This window comes from Salinibacterium sp. NYA9b, from assembly GCF_976973725.1.
Genome location: NZ_OZ333476.1, coordinates 424,990 through 438,553, shown reverse-complemented (window position 1 = coordinate 438,553; position 13,564 = coordinate 424,990). Strand labels below are relative to the sequence as shown.

The following is a 13,564-nucleotide window of genomic DNA, read 5'->3' as shown; positions in this document are numbered from 1 at the left end:
TGCCTTTCACAGTCCATCAATGCACCGCTATATAACCAACGCTACTCCTCTCCCTCAGGCCGTGCGGGAGTACCGGGCGCTTGTCGCGAGGTGCGATCTACCCACCCTCACTGAGCAATTTTCCACAGGCCTGTAGCGGCGTCCGGAGGACCATTTGCTAGTCTGCGAACCTGCCGCAGCGGCAGCGCAACGAGAGCCCAGCGGCCTCGTCGCGGCATCCGAGAGGGTTCGCATGTATTCACCGATCGTCTTCGACTACTGGTTGCCGACCTACGAACGCGAGCCCGCATTCGACGAGTTGTATGTGGTGCGGATCGCCGAATCGCTTCCCACCAACACCGCAGTCACGCTGCTGGATGTCGCCGAAGGGCCCAGCATCGTCAGAATGATTCCCACTTTTGCGGAACGCCTCGACCTCGTTGAGGGGCAACGCGTTAGCGGCCAGCAATTGCGCTCAGATCTCGACGCCGCCGGAGTCGCTCTCAACGGTGCAGATCAACTTTTCTATTTACCCCGGCATGCTCAGGATGTGCTCCTCGCTGAGGTGACTCCTGAGACAACGCGCCAGCTGACTGGAGCGGATGCGACAGCATTCGAACAGTTCACTGCGGCCGTTCCGGAAAGAGAATTAGACGAGGCCTTCGTCGAACTCGACCATTGGCTCGTGTACGGAACCTTTGCCGACGACCGCCTCGTCGCCGCCTCCAGCATGTACCCGTGGCAAGGATCACAGCTTGCGGACCTCGGCATCGTCACCCTGCCCGATTACCGCGGTCGAGGGTTCGCCACCCAGACCGTTCGCGCCATCAGCGCCCACGCCCTCGGCGGAGGCTACGAACCGCAATACCGCTGTCAGCCCGACAACGTTGGGTCTGTGGCAGCGGCCCTTGCAGCAGGCTTCACCCGCTTTGGGCAGTGGGATGTCGTGCCGCTGAACGACTGACGTGCAGCGCGCGCGGCTATTCTCCGCGCCAGGTAGCCGGCACGATTGTCCAGATGACTTCGGCACCGAGTTCGGCATCCGCTTCCCAGTTGTGCGGTTCACGGCCCGGGAACGTGAGCGAGTCGCCTGCCGCAAGCGGAATGTCGCGGTCCACGAAACGTACGGTCACCGCACCAGTGATCACGTGGAGGACTTCGACTTCGCAACTGATCGTGTAGAACGCATCCCCACCGTTGGCAGCGGGCTGCATGTGGGTGCGGATGACTTGAACGCGCGATTCGTTGCGCGGGGAGATGAGCCGCTCATCCACTCCTTGACCGCCGAGATTGATGTGCGGGGCATCCGCCAAGGAAATTTTTACTGCTTCAGGTTCCGCGAAGAGTGACCCGATTTCGAGTGAGAGAACTTGGCACAACTGCACCAGCGTCGCGACGCTTGGGGAAGTCTCGTCGCGTTCGAGCCGACTGAGAAAACCCTTGGTCAGCCCTGCAGTTGTGGCGATTTGTTCGAGGGTGAACCCCTGTGCTTTGCGGGCGCTGCGGATGCGCGCTCCGATGGCGAGCGCTTCGGCACTGGGTGAGGGCGACAGGGGTCTCATGGCTCTACTCCATCACTTACCGGGGTTGACGAGGCGCACCTCTGGGTTTACTGTGAGTTCACGTTTACTGCTGATTATCGAAAGTTTACTATGACGAAACCTATTGTTGGCCCGGTCGATGCAAGTATTGTCCCTCGCTTTGCCGGTATCGCCACATTCGCTCGTCTGCCGCGCATCGAAGATGTCGAGCACACCGACATCGCGATCGTCGGAATCCCCTTCGATAGCGGAGTGAGCTACCGCCCCGGTGCCCGCTTCGGTCCGGCCCACGTGCGAGAAGCATCACGACTCCTGCGCCCGTACAACCCCGCGCAAGACGTATCGCCGTTCGCGGCCCAGCAAGTGTCGGACGCCGGCGACATTGCGGCAAACCCCTTCAGCATCGACGATGCCATCCTCGAAATCGAGGCCGCCGCCCTCGACCTCGCAACCCGCGCCGACCGCATCCTCACTATCGGCGGCGACCACACGATCGCACTCCCCCTCCTCCGTGCCGTCACCAAGAAGCACGGCCCCGTCGCCGTGCTCCACTTCGACGCTCACCTCGACACGTGGGACACCTACTTCGGTGCGCCGGTTACTCACGGCACCCCGTTCCGCCGGGCATCCGAAGAAGGTCTCATCGACCTCACCGCGAGCATGCACGTCGGCACCCGCGGCCCGCTCTACAGCGCCGAAGACCTCACCGACGACAGCCGCCTGGGATTCGCAGTCGTCACAAGCGAAGACATCGAAGACGACGGAGTAGCCGTCGCCATCGAGCGCATCCGCGACCGCATCGGCGACAAGCCGCTCTACATCTCCATCGACATTGACGTTCTCGACCCTGCGCACGCACCGGGCACCGGAACCCCCGAAGCTGGCGGACTCACGAGCCGTGAACTGCTGCGCATTCTTCGCGCCCTCGCTGACAAGAACATCGTTGGCGCCGACGTCGTCGAAGTCGCCCCTGCCTACGACCACGCGCAGCTCACGGCCGTGGCCGCGAGCCACGTCGCCTACGAGCTGCTGAGCGCGATGGCTCCCCGCGATAACCAGACCCCGACCGCAACGCCCGAGAGCTAGAGGAGCGCACCATGAGCACGACAACCCCGCATCAGGATGACGTGCTCAGCGCAGCATCCGCCATCGTTGACGCTTTTAGGGCCACCGACGGCGACCAGTACTTTCGCGGCTTCGCGCCCGACGCGACCTTCATTTTTCATACCGAACCCGCCCGCCTGAACGACCGCGCTGAATACGAACGCCTCTGGGCCGGTTGGGTTGAGGGCGGCTGGAAAGTACTCGACTGCGAATCGTCGGACGCCTCAGTGCAGTCGTTCCCCGGCGGCGCTGTGTTCAGCCACACCGTTTTCACTCGCGTCGACACCGGCGACGGCGAAGACTCCTACCGCGAGCGCGAAACCATCGTGTTCCGCCTCGACAACGACCAATTGCTAGCCGTGCACGAACACCTCTCACCCCTGCCCGACCCTGCCCCATAAGCAAACGGACCCAACCGCACCCTACTGAGGAGACACACGCAATGTCGCTCTACACCCGCTTAAGCAAACACACCCAGGACCAATCGGATGGCGGCAAGCCCGTCAAAGGAACCTACTCACTGCTGCGCATTGGAATGATTTGGCTCGCAGCCAACCTCGTTGTCACGACTCTGCTCACGGGAACACTGTTCGTTCCCGGCGTTGACTTCGCGACCGCGTTTCTCATGATCGTTCTGGGAACCCTCGGCGGAGCCATCGTGCTCACCGCCATCGGAGCCATTGGCACCCGCACGGGACTGCCGACCATGGCCATCACACGCGCATCATTCGGCACGCGCGGCAGCCTTCTGCCCGTCGCGGCCAACGTGATCGTGCTCATGGGCTGGAGCTGGGTGCAGGCGATGCTCGCGGGCGTCACCGTCAACTTCTTGGTCGAAAGCGCTACGGGGTACTCCAACCCCATCCTGTTCTCCGTTCTCTGCCAGAGCATCGTCGTAATTCTCGCGATCTTGGGCCACGAAGGTATCTCCAAGATTGAGCCGTGGCTTGCCGTTCTCATCCTCGGCATCATCGCGTGGGTCTTCATCACCGCGTTCACCGCATTTGACCTCGGCGACTTTCAGGCTGTTGCCCCCGACGAGAGTCTCGGCTTCACCCCGATCATCGTGCTCGACATCGTGATCGCGACCGCCGTCTCGTGGACCGTGCTGTCAGCCGACTTCAACCGTTTCGCCCGCACCACCAAGGCCGGCGTGATCGGCTCGGGCATCGGCTACACCGTCTCAACCGTGACCGCGATGACGCTCGGCCTTACCGCCTTTGTCTACGTGATCCTTAAGGGCGACGAAGCTGCCGCGTTCGACCCCACCACGATCGTCGCCGCCTTCGGTGCACCGCTCGCCATCATCATCTTCCTCTCGGTGATGGCCACGAACACGATGGTCGTCTACGGAATGGTGACCTCGGTCGTCAACGCCAAGGTCGGTAGCCGACTGAAGTTCCTGCCGACAGCACTCATCCTCGGTGGTATCTCGATCATCGGCTCGACCTGGTTGCAGTTGCTCAACCAGTTCACCGACTTCCTCGTCGTCATCGGCGCCTTCTTCGTGCCGGTGTTCGCGATCATGATCGTCGACTACTACATCGTGAAACGCGGTGCCTACACGAAGGACATTCTTGAAGCTCGCGGTGGTCGTTACTGGTACAAGGCGGGCGTCAACTGGTTCGCTGTCGCCATCTGGGTCATCGGCGCCACCATGTCATACGTGTGGGCCTACGTCTGGCCGCTGCCGATCGGCGCCACCATCCCGGCGTTCGTTCTCACCTTCGTGCTCTATCTTGCAGTCATGCTTCCTGAGCGGAAGCGTCACGAAGCCGTTCGCAGCCAGCACCTCGCTGACACTGCGGATGCCGACGTGGATGCCGCCGCTCGCCCCGTCGCCTAACTCGCACTAGCCTCACCAGGAATCAGGTACCCCATGCGCGAACTGAGCCACCCCATCACCAGCGGAATGCAGGTTTACCCCGGTGACCCTGCGGTCTCAGTCGATAGCGCACTCAGCGTGGAGCAGGATGGCGTTGACGTCAGCCTGCTCCACCTGGGATCACACACCGGCACCCACCTCGATGCCCCGTCGCACACCGTCGCCGGCGGCCGCACGACAGCGGCAATCAGCCTTGAAGAACTCGTCGGCGACGCGCTTGTCGTGCACCTCGCTGAGCAGAAACCCCACGCGCTCTATGACATCGACGAGATCACGACCGCCCTCGGGGAGCTTCCCGCCGCTGTGCCCGCCATCGTCATCATCAACACCGGATGGGCTCAGCACTTCGGTTCAGACGAAGCGTTGAATCATCCCGCGATTGCTCCGGATGCCGCAGCTGAACTCTGGAGCCGTGGCATGCGATTGCTCGCCGTCGACACCCTCAGCCCCGACCCCACGGGCGAAGGCTCCACCGATTTTCCGGTGCACGAGATTGTGCTGGGCGGCGACGGCCTCATCGTGGAAAACATCACCGGCCTTGAGGGACTGCCCGAGCGCGTGCGCGTCGGTTTCTTCCCGCTACCGATCGATGCCGACGGTGCACCGGTGCGCGCGGTCGTTCTCAACGACTAACGACTCAGTTGGCGATCGCAGCCAGGATCGTGTCGCAGAGCGCCATCGTGCGCACGTTATCCGCTGCCGACGGGCTGAGCTCTTCGGTGCCCTGCAGCACTCCGACGAAGTGCTGCATCTCGCCGATGTAGCCACGCAGATAGAGATCTTTGAGACTCCCGGATCCGGGAGAGTTCGAGACGTCGAACGTGACGGACCGCTCAGAGAGGGTTTCGCCCGGCCCGGCAACAGTGCCGGCAACTTCGCCCGTAAGCACCTCGATGCGGCTCAGGTCGGAGACCCGCACAACCCCGTTGGCGCACGTCACACTGAGCTCTTCGGTCTCGCGCGACCACGCTTTCGCTGAAACGAAGTTCAACGATCCGACGACACCGTTCTCGTGGCGGACCTGCACGATAATCGCGAGTCCGTCGCCGACGCTGTTCTGCATCGCCGACACGTCAACCACCTCGCCGAATACGTCGCGCACGAGATCAATCAGATGGATGACCGCCTGGGTGATGAACTCGACAGGGGTGAAGTCAGGCTTCCACGCGGCGAAGCCGAACTCGCAGGCGTAGGAGATGACCGGGCCCTGCTCGGTGTCTTCACCAATGAGGGTTTTCAGCTGGGTGTAGGCCGGGGCGAAACGCTTCATGAATCCGAGCATCACGGGCACACCGGCATTCGCTGCAATTTCGGAAATTTTTCGGGCTTCGGCCTCGGTTGACCCGAGTGGCTTCTCGACGAACACAGCGACTCCTGCGCGAACGCAGTCGGCAACGACGTCAGCCTGCAGGTGCGGCGCAAGCGACACCACAATGCCGTCGAGGTTCGAGGCTTCGATGAGCGCGAGGTGGTTCGGGAAGATGGGATGGATGCCGCGGGTTTCGGCCTCAGCGACGCGGGCAGGATTGCGCTCCGCAACACCAACCAGAGGAACGCCCGTCGCGGCAAACGCGGGATAGAGGTTGAGCGAGGAGTGGAGGCCTGCGCCCACAAATCCGATTCGGGGCTGCGCAACGGTCGGCATAGGTCCTCACCTCTTCTGTGCACGAGTGGCACTGCCCCATTGTCTCCCACTCTCGCGGCGGCGCGGCCGCGAGGGGAGCCGTGGTGTGCGGGTGTGCGCTGGGTGGCGCGCGCATCCTGAATTGTCCGGCCCAATGTCAGGCGCGGCTGCTTCACTACCTCCATGGATGCCGCATCGCTCAGTTCCGACGGGTACGACGCTGATTTCTTGGGTGTTCCTGTGCCGTTGCCCTCCCCGGCCTCAGGAGCCCAGATTCGTAAGTTGCCGTATACGCATTTCTCGGTAAATCTGGATCCGTTGCGGAGGCTCGCCAGCGCGACCGGCGTGAATATCGATGGCGATCGGCTCGTTGATGTGGGTCGCGGCAATGACTGGCATCTGGATTCGCGCATCCCGGAGCATGAACAAACCGGCGAAGCGGTGTACGCCCGCAATGATCTCGACCGCGGGCATCTTGTGCGGCGGCGTGACCCCGTGTGGGGTGACGGGGCGACTGCCAGCCAAGCGAATTACGACACGTTTGCGTTCACGAATGCTGCGCCCCAAGCTGCGGGCTTCAACCAGTCAAAAGAGTTATGGCTCGGTCTCGAAGATCATGTGTTGGAGTACGCGCGCACGAACCGAAACCGCATCAGCGTGTTTACGGCGCCCGTGCTCGGCGACGACGATCCGGTGTACCGGGGTGTGGGCATCCCGCAACTGTTTTGGAAGATCGCCGCGTGGGCGACCAGCGTGGATGGCGCTGCCGTACTCCGGGCTGCAGGGTTCCTGCTTGACCAACGCCCTCAGCTCGCCGATATTGACCTCGACGAGGCGCGCGCTCAAGCCCTCGCTAACGGTGCTCCCCCGCCGTTGGGACCATTCCGCACCTTCCAAGTGCCCATCGACGATATCGCTGGACTCACCGGACTCGACCTTCGCGTTCTCTCTGACGCGGATGCTCTTGCTCCTGCCGACGCAGCCGCCCAGGGCTCAGAGCCGCACGCACGATGGGTCGAACTGCTCGATACCCTCGCGGTTCGCCTTTAGCCTGTCCACGCCGCGTGAGGCGAGGAGTTGCGTCTATCGCGCAATAAGCGCTGCCATAGCACGACGAGAGGTTTAGTACTAACCTGTCGGAAATCAGTACTCTCATCGCCCGCGGACTTCACTAACCCGGTTTCGCGCTGGCACTGACCCCACTCGGGATGCTGATGTATCGAGGATAGCCCCAGTGAAGGAGCACACTCATGAGCAAGTCTGCGAAGCCCCGAAAACTCCCGCCGAGATGGTTCGTTCGCGCCGCTTGGCGTGTTCATCGCGCCATTGTTAAGCTCACCAGAAGTAGGCGCGGGTTGTGGCTGGCGGAGCCCGACAAGTGGGGAGCGATGCGTGTCACTACAGTCGGCCGCCGCACTGGCCAGGAGCGCAGCGTCATTTTGGGCTACTACGAAGACGGCCCCAACCTCGTCACCATGGCGATGAACGGATGGGGCGAGGGCGAACCCGCCTGGTGGCTCAACCTGCTCGCGCATCCTGAGGCGACGGTCGAATTGGTGACCGGCCGGCATTGTGTGACCGCTGCTGCAGCGGAAGGAGACGAACGTGCGGCGCTCTGGGAACGGTGGCGTGAGCTACACGATGGCCTCGATGAGTATTCGAAGCTTCGCTCTACCGAGACCGCCGTGGTAGTGCTCCGCCCAAGAACGTAGCGCTCCCCGCCAGATGACTTGCCTGCGCCCGCAGCCAGGTCGATTGCAGAACCTTTTATCGAGCCGAAACCACATCAATGGCACCCGCGAGGTCGGGATGCTCGAACGTGAAGCCCGCCTCAGTGAGCGTGCCGGGCACAACCCAGCGGCTCTTCAGGATGAGTTCGGGTTCGGTTCTGAGAACCCACATGGCCGGCTCGAGCATCCATCGCCAGGCGGGCAAACCGAACGGTGCGCCGACCGCTGTGCGCAGGATGCCCATGAGCGTGCGGTTGTCGGAGGGGTTAGGGCTCGCGAGGTTGACCGGCCCGGAAATTGTTTCGGTGTCACGCAGAAAGCGGATCGCGTTGACGACATCGTCGAGGTGAATCCAGCTGAACTTCTGCCGACCGCCCGTCTTGTGGCCTTCGGCGCGACCACTGCCTGTGGGGGCCGGGCCGATGCTGCGGTACCGGTTGTGGCCGAACCACCAGCCATCGATTTGCGGGCCGCCGAGTCCGATCCGCGCGAGTCGCAGCAGCAGGTTGGTGGCGGGGCCATCGCCGAGCACGATCGCCATGCGGAGGGCAACGCGGCGCGTGTGCGGCAGCTCGCCCTCGAAGAATTCGTTCTCCCAATTGCGGGCAACATCCACCGAGAAGCCCTTGCCGAGTTCGCCATTGTCGTCGCTGTTCGGGCGGTCGGTCGAGTGGCGGTAGATCGTCGCGGTTGACGCGTTCATCCAGATGGCGGGCGGGGAGGATGCCGCAGCGATCGCCTCGCGCAGTGCCCGAGTTGTTTCTACTCGCGAGCGCAGAATCTCGTTGCGGTTCTTGACGGTGTAGCGGCAGTTCACGGATTCTCCGGCGAGGTTTACGACAATCGCCGAGCCATCGATGAGCCGGGCGATAGCGGCGGGGTCGCCCCACGTGACGGCAGCGTTGCGGCCGATAAACCGCACGTCGTACCCGTCGTCGCGGAAAGCATCGGCGATCGCTGGCCCGACGAAGCCGCTGGCACCGGCGATCACTGCGATGGGCTGTACTGCCGGTGGTTCTGTCGCTGATTGTGCCGCTACCGGTTCTGCTGCCATGACGCCCCCATCAGACTGAAGTTTTCTCAGGCAAGTCTATCGAGGAGGCGCGGCGCTCCGACATCGTGCCTGTCGTCGCCGCGACGTTCCCGCGCGCAAGCTGCCGAAGGTGAGCGGCACCCCGGGCAGGGCGAGCGCGTCGCGGTATCCAGCGCTCACAGGCTGAGGCATCCGCTTATTCACTCGACAACCTAAGGAGCGGCATGCCATTCATCGGCAAACTCTTCGACCGTCTTCTGCTCCAAGTCTCGGCGCACCACGCGAAGAAGTTGATCCGCCTCCTCGACGGAATCGACTGACGTGCGGATGACCTCCGCGCCAGTCGTACGGCGCGCCACAACGAGGTCGGCGCCAGGCCCTCTCGGACTGGTATCCCCCATCAGCAGACTTCCGACGAGCTCGGCCGCGAACCGGGCAGCATGACGCAGCGGATGATCGTGGCGCTTCTCGATGCGAACCTCAAGGTGTTTGGCCGCGCGATCCTGCTCCGACATGCTGCACTCCTTGCTTCGTCACCGAAACTCAATAACTGAGCCTATATCATTTCAAGCATCACCCGGACGTCGTTTCGCGCAGATTTCCCGCGTCATTTAGGCTGAACCCAGCGGTCTGAGCGACCGGATGCAGGCAAGAGGATTCCGCCCATGACCACCACCCCTGAGCACGTTCCCACCATCGTTTTGTCGAAGGCGTCGGCGGGTGGCGCTCACGAAAAGCCTGAGCTGACGGCGCTGATTCATGGGCTCGAAGCATCCATGAAATCGGCGATCGAAGCCACCGGTGCTCGCGTCATCAGCGTTGACGGTTTTACTGAAGCTGACGTGGATGCCGCGCTCAGCCAGGCGGACGGCGTCGTGCTGCTCGGCGGTGGCGATGTTGACCCGGACGAGTATGGGGCGACGGAGCGGCATCCGAAGCTCTACAACATCGACCGCACGACCGACCGCGTCGATATCGAGCTCGTGAATCAAGCCACCGAACGTCGCCTGCCCATCCTCGCGATCTGCCGCGGGATGCACATCGTGAACGTTGCGCGCGGCGGAACGCTCATCCAACACCTCGAACCGAGCGCCGTTGTTCATAGCGGCGGCGGAGTCGACGCGATGGTCGATCACGACGTGACACTCGATCCCGCTTCGCAACTCTCTGAACTGTATGGCGACGGCACGATGACAATCCGCTCCGGTCATCACCAAGCAGTGGATGTCGTCGGCGCCGGACTCACCGCCACCGGTCGCGCCGCCGACGGCGTGGTCGAAGCGGTGGAAAGCACCGACCCCACCTCTCCTTTGATTGCTGTGCAATGGCATCCCGAAGACGTCAAGTCGAGCGAACACGACCGCGAACTCCTCTTCGGCTGGCTCACCGCGCAGGCGCATGAATTTCACGCACGCCAAAGCGAAGTAGCCGCTTAGAGCCGGTCACCAAAGCTGAAGCATCCTTGCGAATGGATGCCCGCAGTGCAACGCTGAGAGCATGCGGAAACTAGCCCTCATCCTCCTTGCCGCTAGTGCCGTACTCGTTCTCGCGGGGTGCACCGCCTCCGCCAACCCTGAGCTTGCGCCCGCCAGTGGGTCGCCGGCCGAATTCCCGGAGTGGGTGCGCGAGGACTTCACGAACGAATATTCCGACCTCACGCTTGTCAGCGAAGACACCGAAGAAGTCGACCAAGATCTCATTTATTCCGCACGCAACACCAAGGATTTTGTGTGCGTCGTCATCGCAACCCCTCCCACCGGGGGCGGAGATGGCGATGACTGGTTCCTCTCAGCAGGGTGCGTGCCGCCCTCACGCTTCGCTGAGAACGGCGCAATGGTGTCGTACGGCGGCGGAGGCCGCAGCGGCGGAGCTCACCTATTCCCAACCGGCTTCAACATACCTCTCGAAGCCGGATGGGTGCGCGTGAGTCCGCAGCTAGCGATCCGAGACTAGCGAACCGCCATTGCGGCGCGAACGCCAGCGTTGACGATTTCGCCACCAGCTACGTTCAAGCCGCGAGCAAGCGCCGGGGATGCGGCAGCGGCGGCATCCCAGCCCAGGTTCGCGATGGCGACAACGAACGGCAGCGTGGCATTGCTGAGCGCGCGGGTCGAGGTGCGCGGAACAGCGCCGGGCATGTTGGCAACGCAGTAGTAGAGCGAGTTGTGAACCGTGAAGGTGGGGTCGTCGTAGGTCGTGGCGTGGGAGCCTTCGAAGCATCCGCCCTGGTCGATCGCAATGTCGACGAGCACCGAACCGGGCTTCATCGACGCCACCATTTCGTCAGTGACGAGCTTGGGAGCTGCAGCGCCGGGGATCAGCACCGAACCGATTACGAGGTCGGCTTCGAGAAGCTGTTCGGCAATTTCGTAGCGCGTCGAAACACGGGTCTGAATCTGGCCATTGAAGCGCTCTTCGAGAACCCGAAGGCGAGGCAGCGAAATGTCGATGATCGTGACTGCTGCGCCCAAACCGAGCGCGTTAGCTGCGGCGTGCTCACCAGCAACACCGCCACCGATAACAACAACCTTGGCCTTAGGGGTTCCGGCAACTCCGCCGAGCAGTTGACCACTGCCACCCTCAGCCTTGAGCAGAGCGTGGGCACCAGCAACGATCGAGAGTCGACCAGCGACCTCGCTCATCGGGGCAAGAAGCGGAAGCGAACGGTCGTCGCCCTGAACAGTCTCGTAAGCGATCGCGGTGGTTCCCGAAGCGACGAGGGCCTCGGTCAGCGCGCGGTCCGCCGCGAGGTGCAAGTAGGTGAAGAGAACGAGGTCTGTGCGAAAGTAGCCGTACTCCGAAGCGATCGGCTCTTTGACCTTCACAACGAGGTCGGCGGATGCCCACACCTCGGCTGCGTCAACAACAATCTGTGCGCCTGCTGCCGCGTACAGTTCATCGGTGAAGCCACTACCGAGGCCAGCGCCAGCTTGAATGATGACGGTGTGCCCGCCAGCCGCCAAGGTATCAACGCCCGCAGGCGTGATGGCGACACGATTCTCGTTGTTCTTGATTTCAGCAGGCACGGAAATGCGCATCGACTTACCTTTCGCAGCGGGGTGGAGTTGCTCAACCCTGTCAGAAATTCTGCCTTTTGTGGAAAAGTCAGAATTTTGATCGGCGTATTTTCAAAAGTGATGTGAATTCGTGCGAAAATGGCACCTCAGCGACATTTCAACCGAAGGATCTTCGCATGGCCGACGAGCTCGATCCGATCGACACGAAGATCCTCGCGCTTCTCTCGCGGGATGCCCGGATCAGCAACGCGGCTGTCGCCAGCACCGTGGGTATCGCAGCATCCACTGCCCACAGTCGCATCAAGTCGCTCTTCGACCGCGGCCTCATCACGGGATTCCACGCTGCGCTCAACCACGAGAAGCTCGGCCGAGGCCTTCAAGCCATCATCGGAGTCTCCCTGCGCCCGGGCGCGCGCCAAGAGAGCATCCAGGCATTCACCGAAGAAATCCGTCGGCTGCCCGAAGTGATTCAACTCTTCTTCGTGGGCGGTGGGGATGACTTTCTCGTGCACATCGCGGTCGAAAACTCGTCCAAGGTGCGCCTATTCGTAGTCGACCATCTGTCGGCCCGCCACAGCGTTGCCTCGACCAATACGAGCATGATCTTCGAGTACCACCGCAATGCGGTTGCAACGGATTTCTCGTAACCCTAACCGGCGACTTCTTGAAATTGATGCCTCGTGCTGGCAGTCTGAGCGAAGGCGGAAAACGCATCCCTCCCCACCCTTTTGGAGCAGCACCGTGACCACGATTCCTGACGCGAACAATCACACAAGTGCGGTTCGGTCCGCGAACAACACCGCCGGTCGCACCTCGCTGATCAGCGGCATTGTCGCCGTCATCCTCGGCACTGTGTTCTTCGTGGCGCAAACGAATCTCACTTTCACCGCCGGCTACGAACTAATGAATGCATGGGGACTAGCCAGCAACGTCGTTCTCGTCATCGTCAGCCTCACCGGCCTCGGTTTCGGAATCGCCGGCGCCGTGCAGCGCAGCAAACCACAGCTCGCCGCCGGGATTGGCATCGGCATCGCAGCCGTGATGCTCACCGATGTACTCGTATCGACCGTGGTGTTTGCCGTCGTCGCGGCAATCTTTTAGCGCGGAAAGACATGGGCGAAAGACTGCGGGCGCACCACGATCTGCATCTGCGGCTTTCTCCTAAAACTGGTCGAAGCGTGGGCTCGTGAGCGGCCAATCGCGTTCGATCCATGCTGGCACGAACGTATCGAGTGCGGCTTCGAGCTCGGTGCCGACGTACTCGTCCCGCACCCACCAGGAAACGTCGGCATCCGCTGTCTCGTCGTCGCTGGGGTCGATATAAACACAGCCGATGAGTTCCGTCTCGTTCTCGTCAAAGAGCGCGAAGTTGAACGACTCGTGGGTCTGCATCTCGTCGGCATGCCGCTGCAGATCCACGCGATCCTGCTCGGCGGTCATCGTCGCCGGCGGCCAGCCCCAAGCTTCGCCATAGATCGACCACAGCCGTTCCCGCGACCCCATCACGGCATCCATATCGAGCTCGGTATCGGAGGCACGGATCGGGCGGAGGTGGTGGCCGGTCGGCAGGGAGACGTGGGTCGGATGCGGCCAGACCGCGGGCAACCACGGCGCGGCCGATGGTGACGTGTTGCTGGGGTCAGTCATTGGG

Annotated in this window: 17 protein-coding genes; 11 read left to right on the top strand and 6 right to left on the bottom strand. The window is 62.4% G+C overall.

Annotation, left to right across the window (positions count from 1 at the left end; genetic code table 11):
* Window positions 1–232 precede the first annotated feature (232 nt).
* Complete coding sequence (locus tag ACWFSR_RS02150; RefSeq protein ID WP_447522955.1) at window positions 233–943, top strand: GNAT family N-acetyltransferase; 711 nt, start codon at window positions 233–235, stop codon at window positions 941–943.
* 16 nt (window positions 944–959) lie between these two features.
* Here ACWFSR_RS02150 and ACWFSR_RS02145 read toward each other — a convergent pair whose 3' ends face one another.
* On the bottom strand, window positions 960–1,541 hold the full coding sequence (locus ACWFSR_RS02145; RefSeq protein ID WP_197108092.1) for a helix-turn-helix domain-containing protein: 582 nt from the start codon (window positions 1,539–1,541) through the stop codon (window positions 960–962).
* Window positions 1,542–1,631: 90 nt separating this feature from the next.
* Here ACWFSR_RS02145 and speB point away from each other — a divergent pair, with 90 nt between their 5' ends.
* From speB to ACWFSR_RS02125, 4 genes are read left to right on the top strand one after another with little or no spacing between them, the layout of a single operon-like run.
* Window positions 1,632–2,606: an agmatinase gene (gene speB / locus ACWFSR_RS02140; protein WP_197125992.1), complete on the top strand. Its 975-nt coding sequence runs from the start codon at window positions 1,632–1,634 to the stop codon at window positions 2,604–2,606.
* An 11-nt stretch (window positions 2,607–2,617) separates the two neighbouring features.
* Window positions 2,618–3,025 (top strand): YybH family protein, encoded by a 408-nt coding sequence (locus ACWFSR_RS02135; RefSeq protein WP_447522954.1) that lies wholly within the window; start codon window positions 2,618–2,620, stop codon window positions 3,023–3,025.
* 41 nt (window positions 3,026–3,066) lie between these two features.
* Window positions 3,067–4,470, top strand: coding sequence for a purine-cytosine permease family protein (locus ACWFSR_RS02130; protein ID WP_197108098.1), 1,404 nt, complete (start codon window positions 3,067–3,069; stop codon window positions 4,468–4,470).
* A gap of 33 nt (window positions 4,471–4,503) precedes the next feature.
* Window positions 4,504–5,142, top strand: a complete 639-nt coding sequence (locus ACWFSR_RS02125) for a cyclase family protein (protein ID WP_447522953.1) — start codon at window positions 4,504–4,506, stop codon at window positions 5,140–5,142.
* A gap of 4 nt (window positions 5,143–5,146) precedes the next feature.
* Here the strand turns inward: ACWFSR_RS02125 and ACWFSR_RS02120 are convergent, their stop codons facing one another.
* Window positions 5,147–6,154: a Gfo/Idh/MocA family oxidoreductase gene (locus ACWFSR_RS02120; protein ID WP_447522952.1), complete on the bottom strand. Its 1,008-nt coding sequence runs from the start codon at window positions 6,152–6,154 to the stop codon at window positions 5,147–5,149.
* A 162-nt stretch (window positions 6,155–6,316) separates the two neighbouring features.
* On the opposite strand from ACWFSR_RS02120, the gene ACWFSR_RS02115 reads away from it, so the two are divergent.
* Together ACWFSR_RS02115 and ACWFSR_RS02110 are read left to right on the top strand one after the other, a co-directional pair.
* Complete coding sequence (locus ACWFSR_RS02115) at window positions 6,317–7,183, top strand: DNA/RNA non-specific endonuclease (protein WP_447522951.1); 867 nt, start codon at window positions 6,317–6,319, stop codon at window positions 7,181–7,183.
* 338 nt (window positions 7,184–7,521) lie between these two features.
* A complete protein-coding gene (locus ACWFSR_RS02110; protein WP_231600039.1) occupies window positions 7,522–7,845 on the top strand; it encodes a nitroreductase family deazaflavin-dependent oxidoreductase in 324 nt (107 codons plus the stop codon).
* Between the two features lie 55 nt (window positions 7,846–7,900).
* Here ACWFSR_RS02110 and ACWFSR_RS02105 read toward each other — a convergent pair whose 3' ends face one another.
* Together ACWFSR_RS02105 and ACWFSR_RS02100 are read right to left on the bottom strand one after the other, a co-directional pair.
* Complete coding sequence (locus tag ACWFSR_RS02105) at window positions 7,901–8,917, bottom strand: epimerase (RefSeq protein ID WP_447522950.1); 1,017 nt, start codon at window positions 8,915–8,917, stop codon at window positions 7,901–7,903.
* A gap of 191 nt (window positions 8,918–9,108) precedes the next feature.
* The gene (locus ACWFSR_RS02100; RefSeq protein WP_197110457.1) at window positions 9,109–9,411 is read right to left on the bottom strand and encodes a hypothetical protein; all 303 of its coding nucleotides are present in this window, start codon (window positions 9,409–9,411) and stop codon (window positions 9,109–9,111) included.
* A 150-nt stretch (window positions 9,412–9,561) separates the two neighbouring features.
* On the opposite strand from ACWFSR_RS02100, the gene ACWFSR_RS02095 reads away from it, so the two are divergent.
* Together ACWFSR_RS02095 and ACWFSR_RS02090 are read left to right on the top strand one after the other, a co-directional pair.
* On the top strand, window positions 9,562–10,332 hold the full coding sequence (locus tag ACWFSR_RS02095; protein ID WP_447522949.1) for a gamma-glutamyl-gamma-aminobutyrate hydrolase family protein: 771 nt from the start codon (window positions 9,562–9,564) through the stop codon (window positions 10,330–10,332).
* 61 nt (window positions 10,333–10,393) lie between these two features.
* On the top strand, window positions 10,394–10,849 hold the full coding sequence (locus ACWFSR_RS02090) for a hypothetical protein (protein WP_447522948.1): 456 nt from the start codon (window positions 10,394–10,396) through the stop codon (window positions 10,847–10,849).
* On the opposite strand, the gene ald is transcribed toward ACWFSR_RS02090, so the two are convergent.
* A complete protein-coding gene (gene ald / locus ACWFSR_RS02085) occupies window positions 10,846–11,934 on the bottom strand; it encodes an alanine dehydrogenase (protein ID WP_197108127.1) in 1,089 nt (362 codons plus the stop codon). The two genes, ACWFSR_RS02090 and ald, sit on opposite strands and share 4 nt — an antisense overlap.
* Window positions 11,935–12,089: 155 nt before the next feature.
* Here ald and ACWFSR_RS02080 point away from each other — a divergent pair, with 155 nt between their 5' ends.
* On the top strand, window positions 12,090–12,560 hold the full coding sequence (locus tag ACWFSR_RS02080) for an Lrp/AsnC family transcriptional regulator (protein WP_447522947.1): 471 nt from the start codon (window positions 12,090–12,092) through the stop codon (window positions 12,558–12,560).
* A gap of 94 nt (window positions 12,561–12,654) precedes the next feature.
* The gene (locus ACWFSR_RS02075; protein ID WP_447522946.1) at window positions 12,655–13,014 is read left to right on the top strand and encodes a hypothetical protein; all 360 of its coding nucleotides are present in this window, start codon (window positions 12,655–12,657) and stop codon (window positions 13,012–13,014) included.
* A 60-nt stretch (window positions 13,015–13,074) separates the two neighbouring features.
* Here the strand turns inward: ACWFSR_RS02075 and ACWFSR_RS02070 are convergent, their stop codons facing one another.
* Window positions 13,075–13,560 carry a GNAT family N-acetyltransferase gene (locus tag ACWFSR_RS02070; RefSeq protein ID WP_447522945.1) on the bottom strand — a complete coding sequence of 162 codons (486 nt, stop codon included), beginning with the start codon at window positions 13,558–13,560 and terminating at the stop codon, window positions 13,075–13,077.
* Window positions 13,561–13,564 lie beyond the last annotated feature (4 nt).

What these genes read in the sequence shown, in the direction of transcription:
- ACWFSR_RS02150 (WP_447522955.1), top strand. Translation starts at nt 233, where the DNA reads ATGTATTCACCGATCGTCTTCGACTACTGGTTGCCGACCTACGAACGC.
- ACWFSR_RS02090 (WP_447522948.1), top strand. Translation starts at nt 10,394, where the DNA reads ATGCGGAAACTAGCCCTCATCCTCCTTGCCGCTAGTGCCGTACTCGTT.
- ACWFSR_RS02145 (WP_197108092.1), bottom strand. Translation starts at nt 1,541, where the DNA reads ATGAGACCCCTGTCGCCCTCACCCAGTGCCGAAGCGCTCGCCATCGGA.
- ACWFSR_RS02130 (WP_197108098.1), top strand. Translation starts at nt 3,067, where the DNA reads ATGTCGCTCTACACCCGCTTAAGCAAACACACCCAGGACCAATCGGAT.
- ACWFSR_RS02105 (WP_447522950.1), bottom strand. Translation starts at nt 8,917, where the DNA reads ATGGCAGCAGAACCGGTAGCGGCACAATCAGCGACAGAACCACCGGCA.
- speB (WP_197125992.1), top strand. Translation starts at nt 1,632, where the DNA reads ATGACGAAACCTATTGTTGGCCCGGTCGATGCAAGTATTGTCCCTCGC.
- ACWFSR_RS02110 (WP_231600039.1), top strand. Translation starts at nt 7,522, where the DNA reads ATGCGTGTCACTACAGTCGGCCGCCGCACTGGCCAGGAGCGCAGCGTC.
- ACWFSR_RS02115 (WP_447522951.1), top strand. Translation starts at nt 6,317, where the DNA reads ATGGATGCCGCATCGCTCAGTTCCGACGGGTACGACGCTGATTTCTTG.
- ACWFSR_RS02095 (WP_447522949.1), top strand. Translation starts at nt 9,562, where the DNA reads ATGACCACCACCCCTGAGCACGTTCCCACCATCGTTTTGTCGAAGGCG.
- ACWFSR_RS02125 (WP_447522953.1), top strand. Translation starts at nt 4,504, where the DNA reads ATGCGCGAACTGAGCCACCCCATCACCAGCGGAATGCAGGTTTACCCC.
- ACWFSR_RS02070 (WP_447522945.1), bottom strand. Translation starts at nt 13,560, where the DNA reads ATGACTGACCCCAGCAACACGTCACCATCGGCCGCGCCGTGGTTGCCC.
- ACWFSR_RS02135 (WP_447522954.1), top strand. Translation starts at nt 2,618, where the DNA reads ATGAGCACGACAACCCCGCATCAGGATGACGTGCTCAGCGCAGCATCC.
- ACWFSR_RS02120 (WP_447522952.1), bottom strand. Translation starts at nt 6,154, where the DNA reads ATGCCGACCGTTGCGCAGCCCCGAATCGGATTTGTGGGCGCAGGCCTC.
- ACWFSR_RS02100 (WP_197110457.1), bottom strand. Translation starts at nt 9,411, where the DNA reads ATGTCGGAGCAGGATCGCGCGGCCAAACACCTTGAGGTTCGCATCGAG.
- ACWFSR_RS02080 (WP_447522947.1), top strand. Translation starts at nt 12,090, where the DNA reads ATGGCCGACGAGCTCGATCCGATCGACACGAAGATCCTCGCGCTTCTC.
- ald (WP_197108127.1), bottom strand. Translation starts at nt 11,934, where the DNA reads ATGCGCATTTCCGTGCCTGCTGAAATCAAGAACAACGAGAATCGTGTC.